Below are 18,826 nucleotides of genomic sequence, written 5' to 3'. Positions count from 1 at the left end.
AGTCACGGGCGGAATGCCCTTAACTAATTTCACCGTAGTCACAGGAGGCACTCGATGAGTCCAAAGAAGATGGTGTATTCTTTCGGGGGAGGTAGCGCTGACGGCGATGGCAGCATGAAAGAATTGCTGGGCGGCAAGGGCGCGAATCTCGCCGAAATGTGCAAGATCGGCATCCCCGTCCCCGCCGGCTTCACGATTCCCACTGAAGTCTGCGTCTATTTCTACAAGCACAATCGTGCATGGCCGCAGGGGCTTGATCGCCAGGTCCGCGCAGCCCTGAAGAAGGTTGAGCGCGAAATGGGCCGCAAGTTCGGCGACCCGAAAGACCCGCTGCTCCTCTCGGTTCGCTCCGGCGCTCGCCAGTCGATGCCCGGCATGATGGAAACCGTCCTCAACATCGGCCTGACCAGCAAGACCATCCCGGGCATGATCAAGAAGACCGGCAACCCCCGGTTTGTCTATGACGCTTACCGTCGTCTGATCACGATGTACAGCGACGTCGTCATGGAAAAGTCCGCCGGCGTCGAAGTGAAGGAAGACTGTGGCATTCGCATTCAGCTCGAGGAACTCCTCGATGAAGCCAAGGCAAAGCGCGGCTGCGAACTGGACACTGGCCTGACAACCGAAGATCTGCAGGAGCTTTGCGAGAAGTACAAGAAGAAGGTGAAGCAGATCCTAAAAGCCGACTTCCCGGACGATCCGATGGAGCAGCTTTACGGCGGCATCAACGCCGTGTTCGCTTCCTGGATGGGCAAGCGCGCCAAGGACTATCGTCGCCTCGAGCGAATCCCCGACGAGTGGGGCACCGCCGTCAACGTACAGACCATGGTGTTCGGTAACATGGGCGACACGTCGGCAACCGGCGTTGCTTTCACCCGCGACCCGTCCACTGGCGAGAACAAGTTCTACGGCGAGTGGCTGGTCAATGCGCAGGGCGAAGACGTTGTGGCAGGTATTCGTACGCCGAGCCCGCTTTCCAACCGCGACAAGACCCCGGACCAGAAGAAGAGCGGCGTGAAGAGCCTTCAGCAGGCCATGCCGAAGGCCTTCAAGGAACTGGTGGCCATCCGCAATAAGTTGGAGAAGCACTATCGCGACATGCAGGACATCGAGTTCACGATCGAAGATCGCAAGCTCTGGATGCTGCAGTGCCGCGTCGGCAAGCGCAACGGCACCGCCGCCGTTCGCATGGCCGTTGAGATGTTCAATGAGAAGATGATCAAGGCCGACGAGGCCCTGATGCGCGTCAAGCCCTCGCAGCTCGACGAACTGCTGCACCCGTCCATCGATCCGAAGGCCGAGAAGAAAGAAACCCCAATCACCAGTGGTCTTCCCGCCGGTCCCGGTGGAGCCACCGGCCAGTTGGTCTTCTCCCCGGATCGCGCCGAGCAGATGGCCCAGAAGGGCACGAAGGCCATCCTGGCCCGCGTCGAAACGAGCCCGGAAGACGTCGCCGGCATGCACGCAGCGGCAGGCATTCTGACCGCTCGCGGCGGCATGACCAGCCACGCTGCTCTCGTTGCCCGCGGCTGGGGCAAGTGCTGCATCGTTGGCTGCGGCGAGATCTCCATCGACTACAGCACCCGCGTGATGAGCGTCGGTGGCAAGAAGTACAAAGAAGGCGAGTGGGTGACGTTGAACGGTACGACCGGCAAGCTGTACGCCGGCCAGCTTCCGCTCCTCCCCGCCGATCCCGACAAGAACAAGCACTATCGTGAACTGATGAAGCTGGCGGACGCCCGCCGCGTTCTCAAGGTCCGCACCAACGCCGATACCGGCCGCGATGCGACCATGGCGCGCAACTTCGGCGCCCAGGGCATCGGCCTCACGCGCACCGAGCACATGTTCTTCGAAGCGGACCGCATCAAGGCCATCCGCGAGCTGATCGTCTCCAAGGATGCCGACCAGCGCCGCAAGGCCATTATGAAGCTGCTGCCCTATCAGCGCAGCGACTTCGCCGGCCTCTTCAAGTCCATGAAGGGACTGCCTGTTACCATCCGTCTGCTGGATCCGCCGCTGCACGAGTTCGCCCCGAGCGAGCCCGGACAGATTGAAGAGCTGGCCCACGAGATGAAGATTACCGCGAAGGATCTGAAGACCCGCATCGAGCAGCTTCACGAGCTCAACCCGATGCTGGGACATCGCGGCTGCCGCCTCGGCGTCACCTATCCGGAGATCACCGAGATGCAGAGCCGCGCGATCTTCGAGGCTGTCGCTCAGTTGAAGAAGAAACGCGTTCAGGTGCTGCCGGAAGTCATGATCCCGCTCGTCGGCACCTTGGCCGAGTTCGAGGACCAGGCCGCGATCGTTCACGCCGCTGCCGCGGACGTGATGGCTAAGAAGAAGATCAAGTTCGACTACATGGTCGGCACGATGATCGAGCTGCCGCGCGCTGCTCTGACCGCCGGACAGATCGCCTCCGGCGCCGAGTTCTTCTCCTTCGGCACCAACGACCTGACCCAGACGACGTTCGGCTTCTCTCGCGACGACATCGGCACGTTCCTGCCCGAGTATCTCGACAAGAAGATGCTGCCTCAGGACCCGTTCCAGTCGATCGACCAGCAGGGCGTTGGCCAGTTGGTGCAGATGGGAACTCAGAACGGCCGCGCAACCCGCCGAAACCTGAAGGTTGGTGTCTGCGGCGAGCACGGTGGCGATCCCGCCTCCGTCGAGTTCTTCCACCGCGTAGGCCTTGATTACGTCAGTTGCTCGCCGTTCCGCGTGCCCATCGCACGCCTGGCGGCTGCGCAGGCGGCAATCAAGTTCTCGCACGGCGAACTGACCGGCCAGGGCGGCGCTGCCGCTCCTAAGAAGGCCCGCAAGGTCGCCGGAAAGAAAGCCGCCAAGAAGGTCGTGAAGAAAGCGGCGAAGAAGACGGCTAAGAAAGCCGGCAAGAAGGCCGCGAAGAAGACGGCCAAGAAGGTCGTGAAGAAGGTGGCCAAGGCTGCCAAGAAGACGGCCCGGAAAGCCACAAAGAAGGCGGCCACGAAGAAGGCGGCCCGTAAGGGACGTAGGCGCTAAGCGCTGACTCTGGCTAATCGTCGGACAACCACCGCCCGCGAGGAACTCCTCCTCGCGGGCGGCTTTTTTGGGCAATCGAATCGCCGCGCGGCGTCTTGCAATCTTGATAATGAATAAGTCGTGTGAATTACCACAGAATGTCCAGAATTTGCATTTCCCCTTGTCGAGTGGGTACTGGCCGCATACTATCATTGCGTATCAAAAACTGAGTGCGGGGTTTTACCGGTGGCAGTTTCCAGCCGCGAGGCGTGGGGAAAGTTCCAGTCATGGTTGATCGACGTCCATCCCAGGGCGCGCAACCAGTCTGCATTGATCGCGGAACTCATGGGTTCCGAGACATTGACTTTTTCTGTCCCCCAACTTCAGGAAGCCATCTGGGAACTGGGCAAATCCCCGGATTCCGATGAGATCTTCAAGCGCGAAGATCGTTTCCGGCGATTGCTGTCGGACTTGCGAAGAAACATTGCCGAGTACAATCGTCTGACTCCCGGAGACGGGCGCCTGATCCTGGCAAAGCGCGGCCGGGCCGACGGAACGCTGTCGCTCGGAATGACGGAGCCGACACAAACTGGATTCGATGAGGAAGACCTCGGAGAAAACCCCTGCCGCAGCCACGATGTCTTGTCCGGTACCGAGACGATGGTCGCATCGCGCTGGGCCTTGCTGGGAGCGACTCCGACAGAGGGCAAGCGGCTTGCCCGCTGGCTGACGGACGAAATCGCCGAATCGCAATCCTACCACAGCGACGGACCTGAATGGCGCGGCGAAAGCCTCATCCGCCACGGCTCGGGACATGATGTCGAGCGGCTTGTTCGCCTCGCACTTCCTGAAGCAGACGAGCGGCAACGTTGGCGCCTGATTGCCCTTTGGGGAGAGGCATTTGACGCCGTCAGCGGCCTCTGCCAGATCCATGATTTCCTGGAGGAACAATTCCACCAGATCGAACGCGAGGGTCTGCAGTCGAGCGATCCGCAGGCCTACTTCCGAATTGCGCGACTGCTCGTGCGGTCAATCGCGCAAGGGGCCGACAACACTGCTGAGTTTGAAGAACACATCGAGGCATTCGTCTCCCAAGCCTACGACGCGGGCCGTCCCAGCGATGCCCACACGCTGCAGGCCTACCATCTGCATCGAGTCTTGGGTGAGGCCTTCGAGCGGGATCGCCCGGCGCTTTTGCCGGCAGCCATGCGCCAGTTGCGCCAGTTGTTGGAGAAGACCGCGGATGATCCCGACCATGTTCAATTGCATGTGCGAACGATCTATTGGATCGGCCGAGCTCGAATGGCGCACGACCTGACCGAGATCCTCAACGAATCACGGCCAATCTTGCGCGAACTGGCAGATCGATGCTGCCAGCGTACCGCCGCGATGATCCAGAGTTACCAGGTTCACCTGCTCTGCCAGGCAGGGGAGTGGACTCACGCGCGGGCTATCTCCTGCCCGAATGTTTGCCGACGAATCCAGTATGCCGATCGATCCGGCGTGATATTCCCGCTTCGGGACCTGGAGCACATCCTGCGCGCCAGCCGAAACCCACCTGGCCAGGATGTCTTTGAGGCTCTGGCTTTGGTCCGTGGAATGCTGTGTGAGATTGTGAAGGACTATGCCTGCCGGTTCCTGCGCCCATCCAGTATCCGACCAGTCCCAAAGGCATTTCCCGCTGAGCGACTCCAGCCACTCTCAGACCTTCTGCCCTGGGTTTTTGAGGCGGACTGGAAACGTCTGTTAATGGAAGCACCGCCGACCAGTCCCCTTTAGTCGATTTCTCTCAAAGTCAACCGGTCCAAACGCACGATCCGCGTTTGACATTCCCATGGGGGGAGCCTAGTCTTCGGATTCTTTGCGTCTGCAGGCGATTGTCGGGCTTGCCTGCCCGAGGACAGTCGGCTATGGTGCAAGAGAGGTCGCCTCCCAAGGGCGGCCGTGTCAGTAATCTTGAGATTGGATGACTATGAAGAGGGAACTTACCCTCCAGATACTCCTCGTCGCGGCAGCCGTCGGGCTCCTGCTTGTCGTGCTTCTCGAAAGTCGACCGGTTGAAGTCGATACGAGTACGACGCTATCTCCGATCGTCCACGCGGACGATACGGAACCCGCAGACGACGAATCGCCCTCGGATCAGCCCATCTCCAATCCCGAGGATGAAACCGACTACAATCCAAGCGCCCCAGGCTCTGAGACGAGCTTCAATCCCCGTGGGCAAACGACCTCGGATGCACGCACACTGAATCCAGGAACGCAACTGGCCCAGGCCCGCCCCTCCGGCCCCGGTCCCCGAGGAAATGACCGGTCGGACCGGCCTGGTGCTCCAGATTCATCGCCTGATCCTGCCGGGCGTCCTCCGGATCAACGTCCCGACGGCCAGGCCGGGGCGGGACCGGATGGAAGACAAGGCTCATCCGCAGCACCGAGACCCGCGCCTCCAGGAGCCGCACCGGCGGCCTCCGATGGGGCGACAGGCGAATCCGGCGAGTCGGGTGATGCAGCCGAAGGCGACGACGGGCCTCCCGTGTACTGGGGGGCCGTTCCCGTTCCTTCCGGCCGGGGCACACGGCCAAAGCCGACGCCGTCCGGCTGATCCGAGGCAGACCGCATTCGCGGCAGAGGCGCCTTCGGAATTGACAGGTTCGCTCGACACCGCTATCGAGTGGAGCGATACGCAGGAGGTGGGGTTTCACCCTCCCCGGCGAGAGTGAACTTTTTTGCGGGTGTCGGAGGGAATCGACCTTCCGTCGAAGTATTTGGGAAGTTGTGCAGGATATACGGCCTTACTGAGTGGACTTTTCGAAACCATGAATGGATACAACCCGGATAATCCCCTGATTGCCCAGGCAGACATGTCGGTTCTGTTGGAAGTCAACAGCCCGCACTATGCCGACTGCCGGGATCAGTTGGCGCGTTTCGCGGAACTCGTCAAATCCCCGGAGCATATACATACCTACCAGATTACCCCGTTGAGCCTGTGGAATGCAGCGGCTTCGGGGATGACCGCGGAGGAAATCAGCACGGCCCTGTACCAGTACGCAAAGTACCCGGTGCCGGAAAACGTGATGATCGAAGTCCGCGAGCAGGTCGGTCGCTACGGTCGGCTGCAACTCACCAAGGAAGGCGATTCCCTCTTCCTCAGTTCTACCGACAAACCGACCATGGCCCAGGTCGTTCGCCTGAAGTCGGTCAAGCCGTTCATTGCGGAAGTTATCGACGACCTGAAGGTCCGCGTTGAGCAAGCCAACAGGGGGCTGCTGAAGCAGGCTCTGATTAAGGCGAAGCTGCCCGTCGAGGATCTGGCCGGCTACACAGAAGGCGAAGCCCTCGACATCTCGATCCGCGGGGCGCTGGGCTCCAACGGAAAGCCCTTCCGCTTGCGCGAGTACCAGCAGGATGCCGCGGACATTTTCTACGCGGCGGGCGGAGTTCGGGGTGGCAGCGGCGTATTGGTCCTGCCCTGCGGCGCCGGCAAGACCGTGATCGGCATCGCCACGATGGCCCGTGTGAAGCAGCGGACGCTGATTCTGACGACGAATATTACAGCCCTTCGCCAGTGGATCGATGAACTGGTGGACAAGACAACACTGACCCGCGACGAGGTGGGGGAGTACTCCGGCGAGCGCAAGGATATCCGGCCGGTGACCGTCTCCACCTACCAGTTGTTGACATATCGGAAGAGCAAGGGTGACGAGTTCGTCCACATGGACTTGTTCAACGCCGAAAATTGGGGCTTGATAATTTACGACGAAGTCCACATGCTTCCGGCGCCGGTATTTAGAACAGTGGCCAACATCCAGGCACGCCGCCGTCTCGGGCTGACCGCGACGCTCGTGCGTGAGGATGGACGGGAAGATGACGTGTTTTCGCTGATCGGACCGAAGAAATTCGACATGCCGTGGAAGCAACTGGAAGGACAGGGCTGGATCGCAACGGCGATCTGCGTCGAGATCCGCGTCCCACTTCCCCAGCCCATGCGTGTCGATTACGCCGTGGCGGATCAGCGTGAGCAATTCCGGATGGCATCCGAGAATCCGGCCAAGATGGGCGTGATTCATCGGCTGATTGAACGCCATCGCGGCGATAATATCATGATCATCGGTCAGTATCTCGACCAGTTGGACAAACTTGCCGCGGAGTTCAAAGCTCCTATTATCACCGGCAAGACGCCCAACAAGGAGCGCGAGGACATCTACTCGCGCTTCAAGACGAAGGAATTGAAGATGATCATCGTGTCGAAGGTCGCGAACTTCGCCATCGACCTGCCAGACGCCAATGTGGCGATCCAGGTCAGCGGCACGTTCGGATCACGACAGGAAGAAGCGCAACGGTTGGGGCGTGTGCTGCGGCCCAAGGGAGAAGGCGTCGAGAACATCGCGCATTTCTACTCGGTCGTGACACGCGACACGAAGGAACAGGAATTCGCGTACAATCGCCAGATGTTCCTGACACAGCAAGGCTATGCCTACCAGATCGAGTTTGAGGAGCTGGAAGAGGCCGAGTCGGAGTCGACGAAAACTAAGAAGAAGTAAGCGACCGCCGATCTTTTCCGGCGATCCCACTCTGGGTGAGACAAGAACAAGAAGATGAAGCTGAAGAGCATTCTTAAAACACTCTCCGTAGAGCAACTTCAAGGAGTCCAGGAGCACTGGGGTATTGCTCCAGCGGACCTGGAAGTGGCCGATTCGGAACAGGAAAAGCAAGACATCCTGATCAACAACCTCTACCAGCGTCTGCAGAACCGAAACGCCTGGGAAACGGCCACGGAGAGTCTCTCCGAGCGCGAGAGAAACCTGATCAACTTCCTGACGATTCATGGCGGCGACCTGGAGGAAGAAGAAGTCCTCCGGCGTTTTTTCGAGGGCGATCGCAAGACCATGACGGAGACGATCGACTCGCTGGCGCAGCGCGGCATCGTGTTCAACGACGAAGTGCCGGTGACGCAGCCGCTGAACCTCGTCGGTATTCCCGAGCCTTTCTTGCGTTACATCGATCTGCCGTCCTTCTGGGAAGGCTATCTCGGCCACTTCCTGAAGGAACTCTCGAACAACGAGTTGAAGCACATTGCCACGCAGGGCCTTCGGCTGCATCCGGAATCGGCGAACAAGAACTATCTGATTCACATCATCCGCCAGGCGCTCCTGGATCCGAAATTCCTGCGCCGGTATCTTGATCGTTTGACCGACGGACAGCGCTCCGTATTCCAGAGCCTTGCCTCGCGAAAAGGCGTTTCCGTCTATCGCGACTTGCTCGAGCTGAATGTCCAGCGGCGCTACGATCACTCGCGTGGGGATTCGATCCACTGGTTGCTGAACACCAGCGGTCTCGTCTTCACGGCGGTTCCGGGAGGCAACAAGTACAACAACCTCCTGATGATCCCGCGCGACATCATGTACATCATCTCGAATCACTTCCAGTCCGACACGCGCACATTCAAGGAACTGGACTCGGTCACCGTCGTTGAGAAGGAAAAGAAGCCGACGGCGATTATGGATAACTCCAACACGTTGCTGCGCGATATCGTCGTGTTCTGCAACTACGTCGATCGGTATCCGGTGCGCGTGCTGGCGACGGGCGGAATCGGCAAGAACGACCTGAAGAAAATCATGCCGTTGCTCAGTCGATTCAAGTCGCTGAAATACGCGGAATTCTTGTCGCTATTCCTGATTCAGAAGAAGTTCCTCGCCTCGACCGGCGAGTCCTATCGAGTTTCTCACACGTTCCTGGAGTGGCTGGAAAACAGTCAGAATGCGTTCCAGGACATCTTCAGTTGGTGGCTCACAACGACCGGCTGGAACGAGGAATTCGTCGAAGGCAACACGGTGCATATTGAGCCTGCGCCGACCGGCCTCGTTTCGATCGTTGCATTCCGCCGGGTCGTGCTGGATGTGCTGACGGAAATGCCGCGGGATCGTTGGTGCGTCGAGGACGGCTTTTATGAGGAAGTCTTGCCTCGTATTCAGCAGGATATTCCGCGACGGAACGAGCCGCTCAGTTACGACAAGCATACGCGAAGCAATGAGCTTGTGATCGAATCGATTATGGCGGAGTGCCTGCATTGGCTCGGCATTCTGGCGATCGGTCTGAAGAACGAGAAGGATGCCGACCTTGTCGGGATGCGCCTTGGCGACGGCAAAACGATGAAGGCTCGCGGTGGCAGCCGTGGGCGCCCGCGCAAGCAGAAGCAACTGCAGTACACGTTCCGATTCACGGACCTGGGGCGTTTCATCTTCTCCCGTCCGATGGATCGTTGGGACAACCTGTTCGACAAGGAACACCCGAACGAAGTGCTGCCACTGCGGTACGACGTTGATTCATTCATTGTTCAGCCGACCCACGAAGTGATCGTGCCACCGGACCTGGAGTTGCGCACGTTCTATCACCTGAACGAGATCGGCCACGTGAAATCCATCGACGTGATGTCGCTGCTGACAATCACGAAAAGCAGTATTCGCGAAGGACTCGATCGCGGCTTGAGCGGAGACGAGATTCAGGAATTCCTGAAGAAGCACAGCCGGACTCCGATCCCCGACTCGCTGACGATTCTGGTTCGCGAATGTAGTGAAAAGCACGGCGAGGTGAACATGGGCTACGCCGGCGGCTTCATCATCATGGATGACGAGGTCTTGCTGACGCAGATTCGTGCGAATCGTCGTATCTCACCATCGATTAAGAACATCTACGACGAACGCGTGGTCCTGCTGAACACCGACGTCGATCTGAAGAAGGTCGCACGCGAACTGCAGAAGGTCGGCTTCATGCCGCGCTTGGAAAGCGAACATGTCCACGTTCGCGAAGACGAACGCTTCAATTTATCGCTGACCCGCGAGGACATGGTGAAGCTGATCGCGTCGCTGCGCTTTACGCTCGATGTCGCGAAGAATGAGAAGGGACGCCAGGTCGCAGACGAACGCCTCTCGCCCTTGCTGGAGCGCCTGAAGATCGATCCGCGCGCCTTTGCAGCGCTGAACGATCTTGCCGATCCGCTTGTCAGCACGTGGAAGAAGGCCGTCGAGACCGCCACCGAAACCCGCGTTTCAAACGTCAAGCGTGAATACAAGAAGCAGATCTCTCACCTTGTGACGACGTCTGTACCGACGGGGCCGTCGAAGTACAACTTCTCTGGACCAAACCCCGCCGAGCAGGCTTCCGACATTCGTCGCATGTTGGACTTCGCTATCGAAAACGAGTTCGAGGTGGAGATTCACTACATCAAGGCGAACCGCGACGAAGTGGATGAACTCATCGCGCCGGAGAGCCTGGAGCGCGATCGCCTGTATGCGCATTGCCGCACGCGCGACGCGTATTCCGTGTATCGCGTCGATCGGATCATGGAGTCAAAGCTGGTCTGATTACCACACCGTGGTCGGGCCGAACTTCCAGCGGAACAAAATGTAAACGACAACCAGAACGAAGTATCCGGCGGAGAGAATCGCTTCTCTCCGTCGGCTTAGTTTTAGAGTTCTCAATAATACGTGCCAGAGCAGTGTTGTCGAGAAGATGGCCACATCGAAGCTGCTGACCGCGTGCATGGAGTAGTCCATGTTGCTGAACGGCCAGAAGGGAAGCATGTTTCCGAATCCCGTGATGATATCGCCGAGGAAGTGCAGCACCACCGCGCACGCCGCAACAAACAGCAGGAGTCGGAATGGTGCGCGTGAGGGCGGTTCTTCCTGGCGTTGAAGATTGTCCGACACGAACCAGCCGAATCTCCGCCATGGCTTTACACTGCTCATTGACCACGCAAGACCGGCGCAGACGAGCGACATCACTACCAGCCCCATCAGGCAATGAGACGCGACGCGATGGTACTTGCCGTAGTATGCGGGATCGATCAGGTAGAGCCACGGATCGGCGTCGATCAGCAGGCTGCCGAGGACCGCGGAGAGTGTGAGTTGCGGCAGCCATTCCTTCTGCGGACAGGCAAGTCGCGCGGCGCCGGCTCCAACGAGTGTATGCGTCACAAAGTCCATCGCAACGTCCTCCGCCCATAATATGGGGACGGAGATGGACGGATGCCAACGGAATTTGCTACACCCGTTTCTTTTTGTTTCGTCCGTAGTCTGCGAAAATAAAAGAACCGAGTTTGTCCAGCGTCGCGTAATACGCACGTCCCCGATTCGCGCGCGTCAGCCGATCGACAAAATCCTGCAGATACGGATCCGTCGTGATCATGAACGTCGTGATGGTGATGCCCTTGCGTCGCAATTGCGTCGCTTCGTTGATCGTCTGATTCACAATCTTCGGATCCAGCCCGAACGGATTCTTGTAAATCTGTCCCTGCTCCGTGATCGCGCTCGGCTTGCCATCCGTGATCATGAAGACCTGCTTGTTCAGCGCTTTGCGACGCATCAGAAGCCGTTGCGACATTTGCAGGCCAGCCTTCGTGTTTGTGTGGTACGGCCCGACACTGATGCGCGCCAACTGATCGAGCGGCACTTCGAAGGCCTCATCGCCAAACAGGACGACGTCGATCGTGTCCTTCGGGTATTTCTGCTGGATGTACCCGACCAGGGACATCGCCACCTTCTTCGCCGGCGTGATGCGGTCTTCGCCGTAGAGAATCATCGAGTGACTGATATCGATCAGGATAACCGTCGCGGTCGTCGTAAGGTGCTCCGTCTGATGGGACTCGAGGTCTTCTTCCTGCAGCGAGAACGAATCGAAACCGCTTCGCACCAGCGCATTCCCGATCGACTTCGGGAAATTGATGTCCTGGATGGAATCGCCCCATTCGTACGGGCGTGTGTCGGCCAGTTTCTCTCCGCCTTGGCCGGAATGCGACGTTGAGTGTTCCCCGATGTCGCCTTTCGACAGGTCCTGGAAGATCTCCTCGAAAGCCTGCTTCTGGATTTCCATGTCTGCGCGATGCGTGGCGTTCAGCGTGCCGGTGGCTGGGTTGTGTTCCAGCAGGCCCTGCTGCTCGAGGTAATCGCGAAACTCCTCGAACGAGATGCCCGTCATCTTCTCCAGGCGACTCGACTCCCACATGTCTTCCATGTAGTCGAGCGCTTGCTGGGCATCGCCGGACGTGCGATTCAGCAGTTCCAGGAAGAGCTTCAGGAGCTTCTGGCGGTTGATCTCTTTCGAGACTTCCGGGTCGAACGATGTGAATTCAAACTCCAAAGGAAGCACCTATCCCTGCCGGCTGCGATTGTAGCACAGGCGGCATTTTGCTTCACTCCGTCCCCAGTTCCTTCAACTTCTCGGCCGCGGCGCTCTTCGGATCGATCTTCGCGGCCTTCTCATAATATCGACGCGCCAGTTCCGGGCGGTTTGTCGCCTCGTAAAGATCGCCAAGGTGCTCGAGCAACTCTGCATCGTCGAGGCTCAACTTCTCGGCGCGCTTCAGCCAGTCCTCCGCTTCCGCGTACTGCTTCTGCTGGAATTTTACCCAGCCCATCGTGTCCAGAATGTACCCTGCACGCGGAGCCAGTTCCAGCGCCCGCCCGACCAATTCCTCTGCACGATCAAGATCCGTTCCGGTGGTGGCGTACAGGTAGGCCAGGTTGTTGCACGCATTGAGCAGCATACCGACCAACTCGGGATTGCCTTCCGATTCTTCGATGACGGCGTCGTAGTAATGCTCGGCCAGGTTCACCTCCTCTTGCTCGCCGTACAGATTGGCGAGTCGGTACAGCAATTCGATGTCATTCGGATTGTCCGAGACGAGCGGCCGCAACACGCCGATCGCACGGTCGGTTTCCCCAAGCGCCTGATAAACGCTCGCGCGAGTCAGTTTCGTCTGCATCGGCTCGTCGATACTGTAGTCGCGAATGTAGCTGTTCAGCTTCTCCGTGACTTCATCCGTGCGACCGAGCGTTGCCAGGAAAATCATCTCCTGCTCGCGATACACGGGCTCATCCGGGTTTTCTTCCAGCAACTTCTGGATGTACTCGAGTGCCTTCTCGTACTGTCTCAAATCCTGGTACAGGCCCACCATCGAGAGTAGCCACGTCGTGTGGGATTCGCCCTCGGTGTACATGCCCTCCGCTTCGAGCAACGTACGCTCGGCGATTTCGTTCTCGTTCAGATGCAGATACGCTGTCGCCAGATCGCGACGGACATTGATATTCTTGGGGCTGATCTGCAGGGCCTTTTCGAATGCCCAGCGACCGCGATCCCACTCGCCGTACTGCATCGCCATACGGCCGTAATCGAAGAAGAAACCGAACTTGTCAGCAACGACGGCCGGCGCAGCTTTCTGCACGCGGTCCAGCGCCGTCTCGTTCTCCAGGATGAAGTAGAGGACCGCCAGAGTTACCTGGTTCTCAGTGTTCTCGGGATCGACGGCGAGCAATTGCTCGTAGAGTTGCGAAGCCTCTTCCGTGCGGTTGTGCCGGCGGTAGAAATCGCCCAGCAGCTTCAGCATGTGATCGTTGGCCGGCGCGAGATCGAGAGCGCGCTTCAGCAAACGCTCCGTTTGCTTCGGATCATCGAAACGTTCACTCAGCGCCGCCATTGCCAGCAGCGTGTCCGGATCTTCCGGATCGATCGTCATCGCCGTGCGCAGCAAGTCTTCAGCGCGGTCCAGTTTACCCTGATCCATGTAGACGAGCGCGATCTCGCGATACGTGGAGGCGTCTTCAGGTCCCGCCTCAAGGGCGCGCTCAAACAGCTCATTCGCATGCTCCTGGTCGCCCCGAATCATCGCGATTCGCGCCAGAGACAGGATGCTTGGAACATGGCGCGGATTGATCTCCAGCATCTTCTCGCGTTCTTCTTCCAGGCGATCGACATCGCCCGCCCGAGCCAGGTAATCCGCGAACAGCTCGTGCAGGTCGATCTCCAGCGGATTCGGCGCGAGAAGCGCCTCGTAGCCTTCAATGACCGCCTCGTCGCCGCCTTCCTTCATCAGGATCGTTTCCCACTGGCGACGTACAGCCACCGATTCCGGCTGCATGATAACACCTTCGCGCAGCAATTCCGTCGCATCGTCGACACGATCCATCTGCACAAGACGTTGCGCCATTCCCATCAGGCGCGAGATGATCGCGGGGTTGTACTTCACCAACTGCGAATAAAGGCCGGCTGCGTATTGAATATCTCCAGTCAGTGCACTGGCCTCGGCGTGCAGCAACATCGCCTCGTAATTGCGTCCGTCGACTTTCAGGATTCGCCCGGCGTACTCTTTGACTTTCTCCAGATCCTGGTCTTCGCTATACGCAATCCGGGCCAGGCTCTGCAGCGCCTCGATATTCTTGTCCTTCACGTCGAGGACCTTATGATACCACTCCTTGGCCTCGTCGTACTTCTCGCGATAGGTGCTCAGCTTCGCCAGTAGCAGCATCGCCGTGTAATTATCCGGATCGGCTTCGAGGACTTCCTCGGACAGTTTCTGCGCCCGCGGAAGATCGTGCTGATAGAGCGCGGCTTCTGCGGCGCGATTCTTCAGCCACAGATTCTCCGGATCCTGCTCCACGGCCTCCATGAAATACTCGAACGCCTGCGTCGGATAGCCGGACTGGTTCTTCAACGCGCCCTGGACATACGCTTCTTTGGCCTTCTCACCGAGGGCATCGAAGATTGGCGGCGCTTCCGCCGCATCGTCCATTTCCACCACCGTGTGCGGCACGATCATCGGGCCGAGCGGCGCCGGGAACAGGTAGTGCTCTGGCGGGGGAGTGTCGGTGATGACCGGCGTCGGGATCGGCGTGGGTGCTGGGATCGGGGTCGGTTCGGCGCTGACCTCCGGCTTCTGAGGCTTCTGTTGTTCGGCGGGCTCCTCGACCTGGGCCATTTCGACCACCGGCTCATCCATCGTCGGTGCTTCGATCACCATGCTATCCGTGGTCACATCCTGCATTGGTTCCGGCACGTGTGGCGCGCTGGCGCACCCCGCCCAGAAGATTCCAAGTACCAATGATGTTCCCGCGACGGTGAGTTTCGGTCCGAGTTTCCCGCTGAGAAGTCTCATTTCCATCCAATCGTTGCGTATTTTTACTGGCGACGATGCCGCCCGTTCAGTTGAAAGCGTCCGCCAGGATATCGTCAACAGCGAAGCCCGGGCCACTTTCGCCGCCCCTTGGCTTCTTCAAGTAGACGAAGAACTCGCGATTTCCGTCCGCGCCGGCCACTGGCGACGCGGCAGCCCCCAGAAGCACAAATCTCTGTTCGAGCGCGGCCCCCAGTACCTCCTCGACGGCCTTCCGTCGAGGCGCCTCATCGGTCACGACACCGCCCTCGGGGACATCACCCGGCGGCAGTTCGAACTGGGGTTTGACCAGGAGAATGGCTTCGCAGCCTTCCGGTAGGAGCGCTGAGATCATCGGAATGCAAGCTCGCAGCGAGATGAACGACAGATCTGCCACGACCAGCGACAGTTCCGGAGGCATGTCGGCAGCCTTCAGGTCTTTCAGGTGCGTCTGCTCTCGGCTGGTGACGCGTGGATCTCGAATAAGTCGTTCGTGCAACTGCCCGCGCCCGACATCGATGGCGAGCACCCCCCGTGCGCCGCGCTGCAGCAGGCAATCGGTGAATCCTCCCGTGCTGGCTCCCAGGTCCAGGCAGGCGCGTTCAGTCGGTTCGATGCCAAATCGGTCGAGTGCTCCCGCCAGCTTCAGTCCTCCGCGGCCCACATAGGGATGCTCACGCCCTTTGACTGAAAGTTTGACATTTGTACGCACCGACTCTCCAGGCTTCTCGTAGCGCCGATCCGCCCCATGCACACGACCGGCGCGAACGAGACCGGCAGCCTCCGCCAGATCGCCGGCGAGGCCCTGTTCAACGAGCAGTTCATCGACACGCTGTTTGGGGATCTTCGCCATGGTCCTCATGTCCCGTTCAATCAACCTTCAACCTTGCGTCCCGCGGCGGTTGAAGTCCATCCCGAAGGGTTGCCAATAACCACTGATCGGACTGGACTTCGATCCGAGAAGTTTGAATGGCGCCCAATGAAGGAATCGTTGGGGAGTGCGTAAGAGACAGTGAAAGGTCGAACCGCCAACCGCTCCGAATTTCCGGCAAGATCCGGCGGACGACCCAAAAACCCAGGGAGGGGTCCAACGAGCCCCTGAGAATCCCGGCGAAGAGGAGTCACAATCATGAAAGGGACCGCGAAGTTCACCCACTTGCTCCTGTTGATGGCGGTTCTGTTGCCCGCGTGGGCCATTGGTGGCGCACCGAAAAACGAACTGACCAATTCCATCCCCGAATCGGTGTTTTTCATGGTCTATGCCGAAGACACTGACCAAGCCGATTTCGTGAAGGACTACTGGGGCAACGTCTGGACAGATGTGCAGAATGCCGGCGTCCTTCAGGACCTGTTCAGCTTGCTGATGGGTTCCGTCGAAGATCCCGAGCAGCGCGCCATGGCTCAGCAGAAGATCGACGAGGCCATCGACACCGTCACTGCCGTTGATTGGGAATCGCTGGTCGGCGGCCGGATGATCTACACGATGCGCTACATGGAAGGGAAGTCCATCAACGTCAACGGAGAGAACGTGAACGTTGGTCCGCCGGAAGAGGTTTGGCTCTTCGATTCGGATCCCGCCAAAGTGGACTCCAACTACAAGGCGATGCGGGGGATCCTCGAGTACATCGATAGCATGTCCGGGGAGAACATGGTTCTCGAGGACGAAACAGTCGGCAAAGCTCAGTACACGTTCGCAGACGTCCAGGTCGATGGCACGAGCATCATCAAGTTCGGCGTTGGGCGCCACGGAAACGTCCTGGCCTTCTCGCTGCACGAGACGCTTCTGAAGGAAATCTTCGAGAATATGGACAAAGGCGGCGCGGAGGAATCCCTGATCGCCTCGGAGCGCTATCAGTCTGCGTTCAAGGACCTTCCCAAGCAGGGCATCAAGTACGTCTACTTTGATATGGATCGCATGGCCGATGCCCTTGAAGGCGCGATTGTGCCGGCGCTTGAAATGGCGAAAGAGCAGGCGGGCGAAAACGATTCTCAGGAACTGATGACTGTGACGACCATCATGGAACTGACCTTCCGCGAGATGCGTTCGCTCGATCGCACAGCCGAAGTCGTCCACATCGATGGCTACAAGGTTATTGGCGAGTCCTACGCCTACCTGGGCGACGACGCGAAGGACACTCTCGTCTACAAGATGCTTGGTACTGTGGACCCCGTTCCCAATTGGAGCGAGTACATCCCAGTCGAAGCAACCAGCTTCAGCGTTTCCGCCGGCTGCGATCTGAATGCCTTGTACACCGGCGTTCGCGAGATCGTCGCTGAAGAGATCCCCAACGGCGAGCAGGGATTGGCGCAATTCGATCAGCAGCTTACCCAGGTTGGTTTCAGCATCGAAGACGATCTTCTGAGCTGGATTACCACCGACTCGGTCAGCTTCTCGATCCCCGGAATGGCGACCGGAGACGGCGCCACTATCATTCGCGTCAAGAATGCCGACAAGGCCCGTGAGATGATCGAGAAGGCAGTCACTATGCTCGATCAGTTGGCTGCCCAACAGACAGGCCAGAATCTGATGAGAATGCCTGCCACGCAGTTGGGCGAGGAGTTCGAACTCGTGACCCACCCGGTCGTCGCCGCATTCATCCGCCCGGTGATCGGCGTCAAGGGCGACCGCCTCTTCATCGGCTCCTCGGAGCGCGCCATTGCCCTTTCGCTGAAGACCGCGGCGGGCGAGCACGACAGTGTCCTTAAGAACGAGCGCTTCCAGAAGCAGGGCGTCCATCCCAAGGGTGAAGTCACCAAGATGACGTTCAAGGACCTCTCCGGCCTCGGTCAGGAACTCGGCCAGATGTTCGGAATGATGGGAATGGCCGGTGCCTTCATCGGAGCCCAGCCCGACGCGCCGAAGGAACTCACGAAGGTCTTCTCGATCCTGCAGCGCCTCGCCCCAGTGGCCCAGCGCGTGGACTTCCTGGAGACTTCCTCTTCCGCAACCGTTTTGAATGCGGACGGCTGGTACGGCATCCGGGCGACGAACTACCGCACGCCGGAACCCGTCGAGGCAGTGGCCGAGTAGTCAGCCCTCGGAATCGAACGAAGCAAAACAAGTGGGGCTTCCAGCAGATCGCTGGAAGCCCCGATTTCGTTGGCGGAAGTGTGTTCGGGATCAGTCTTCCAACTGCTCTGAAATTTCGTCCGGAATGTCGTGGTTGGCGTAGACCTCATCGACGTCATCGTTGTCTTCCAGGGCGCCGATGAGCTTCAGGCAGCTCTGCGCGTCCTTCAGTTCAAGGGTAACCGTGTTCGTCGGGATCTGGCGAATGCCGGAGCTCGTGACCTTGATGCCGGCCGCTTCCATACCCTCACGAACATCCTGGACGTCGTCCGGATTCGTCGTGATCTCGTGGAACCCCTCTTCGCTCTCGATGTCTTCCGCCCCGGCTTCGAGGGCCGCCTCCATCACCTTGTCGTCGTCTTCGCATTCCGCTTCGATAACGCCCTTGCGCTCGAACAGATAGCTGACACAGCCCGAGTTCCCAAGGTTCCCACCGTATTTCGTGAAGGTGTGGCGAATCTCCGAAGCTGCGCGATTGCGATTGTCGGTAGTGACTTCGACCATTACCGCGACGCCGCCCGGAGCATAACCTTCGTAGAGGATCTCTTCGTAGGACGAGCCTTCCAGTTCACCGGCGCCTTTCTTGATGGCGCGCTCCATTGTGTCCTTGGGCATGTTGACATCTTTTGCGGACTGGATGGCAGTGCGCAGTCGCGGGTTCCCGCCGGGATCGCTTCCGCCCAGGCGGGCGGCGATCTGAAGCTCCTTGATGACGCGAGTGAACAGCTTGCCGCGCTTCGCGTCGACCGCGGCTTTCTTGTGCTTAATGGAATGCCATTTACTGTGGCCGGACATCTGAATGACTCCTTGGGTGAAGAACTCGTTGGGGCACCGAA

General features: G+C 59.0%; 11 protein-coding genes. 6 read left to right on the top strand and 5 right to left on the bottom strand.

Going from position 1 to position 18,826, the window contains the following annotated elements:
- Positions 1-54: 54 nt before the first annotated feature.
- The 5 genes from ppdK (at position 55) to KQI84_14855 (ending at position 10,358) form a co-directional block, all read left to right on the top strand.
- A complete protein-coding gene (gene ppdK, locus KQI84_14875) occupies positions 55-3,021 on the top strand; it encodes a pyruvate, phosphate dikinase (GenBank protein MCB2156158.1) in 2,967 nt (988 codons plus the stop codon).
- Between the two features lie 225 nt (positions 3,022-3,246).
- Positions 3,247-4,779 carry a hypothetical protein gene (locus KQI84_14870; protein MCB2156157.1) on the top strand — a complete coding sequence of 511 codons (1,533 nt, stop codon included), beginning with the start codon at positions 3,247-3,249 and terminating at the stop codon, positions 4,777-4,779.
- Between the two features lie 193 nt (positions 4,780-4,972).
- Positions 4,973-5,599 carry a hypothetical protein gene (locus tag KQI84_14865; protein ID MCB2156156.1) on the top strand — a complete coding sequence of 209 codons (627 nt, stop codon included), beginning with the start codon at positions 4,973-4,975 and terminating at the stop codon, positions 5,597-5,599.
- Between the two features lie 214 nt (positions 5,600-5,813).
- A complete protein-coding gene (locus KQI84_14860) occupies positions 5,814-7,538 on the top strand; it encodes a DEAD/DEAH box helicase (protein ID MCB2156155.1) in 1,725 nt (574 codons plus the stop codon).
- Between the two features lie 54 nt (positions 7,539-7,592).
- Positions 7,593-10,358, top strand: a complete 2,766-nt coding sequence (locus KQI84_14855) for a helicase C-terminal domain-containing protein (GenBank protein ID MCB2156154.1) — start codon at positions 7,593-7,595, stop codon at positions 10,356-10,358.
- Here KQI84_14855 and KQI84_14850 read toward each other — a convergent pair whose 3' ends face one another.
- The 4 genes from KQI84_14850 to KQI84_14835 are packed head-to-tail and all read right to left on the bottom strand — an operon-like array spanning position 10,359 to position 15,773.
- Positions 10,359-10,979 carry a metal-dependent hydrolase gene (locus KQI84_14850; GenBank protein ID MCB2156153.1) on the bottom strand — a complete coding sequence of 207 codons (621 nt, stop codon included), beginning with the start codon at positions 10,977-10,979 and terminating at the stop codon, positions 10,359-10,361. It lies immediately after the preceding gene.
- A gap of 58 nt (positions 10,980-11,037) precedes the next feature.
- On the bottom strand, positions 11,038-12,132 hold the full coding sequence (locus KQI84_14845) for a VWA domain-containing protein (GenBank protein MCB2156152.1): 1,095 nt from the start codon (positions 12,130-12,132) through the stop codon (positions 11,038-11,040).
- A 52-nt stretch (positions 12,133-12,184) separates the two neighbouring features.
- The gene (locus KQI84_14840; GenBank protein ID MCB2156151.1) at positions 12,185-14,923 is read right to left on the bottom strand and encodes a tetratricopeptide repeat protein; all 2,739 of its coding nucleotides are present in this window, start codon (positions 14,921-14,923) and stop codon (positions 12,185-12,187) included.
- 46 nt (positions 14,924-14,969) lie between these two features.
- On the bottom strand, positions 14,970-15,773 hold the full coding sequence (locus KQI84_14835) for a TlyA family RNA methyltransferase (GenBank protein ID MCB2156150.1): 804 nt from the start codon (positions 15,771-15,773) through the stop codon (positions 14,970-14,972).
- A 276-nt stretch (positions 15,774-16,049) separates the two neighbouring features.
- On the opposite strand from KQI84_14835, the gene KQI84_14830 reads away from it, so the two are divergent.
- Entirely contained in the window at positions 16,050-17,951 is a 1,902-nt protein-coding gene (locus KQI84_14830) for a hypothetical protein (protein ID MCB2156149.1), read from the top strand.
- A gap of 90 nt (positions 17,952-18,041) precedes the next feature.
- Here KQI84_14830 and KQI84_14825 read toward each other — a convergent pair whose 3' ends face one another.
- Positions 18,042-18,785, bottom strand: coding sequence for a YebC/PmpR family DNA-binding transcriptional regulator (locus tag KQI84_14825; protein MCB2156148.1), 744 nt, complete (start codon positions 18,783-18,785; stop codon positions 18,042-18,044).
- Positions 18,786-18,826: the final 41 nt, after the last annotated feature.

The organism is bacterium, from assembly GCA_020444065.1.
In the GTDB taxonomy this organism is placed as follows: domain Bacteria; phylum Sumerlaeota; class Sumerlaeia; order SLMS01; family JAHLLQ01; genus JAHLLQ01.
The sequence above is the reverse complement of the archived record's forward strand: the minus strand, read 5'-3'. Positions and strand labels throughout refer to the sequence as shown.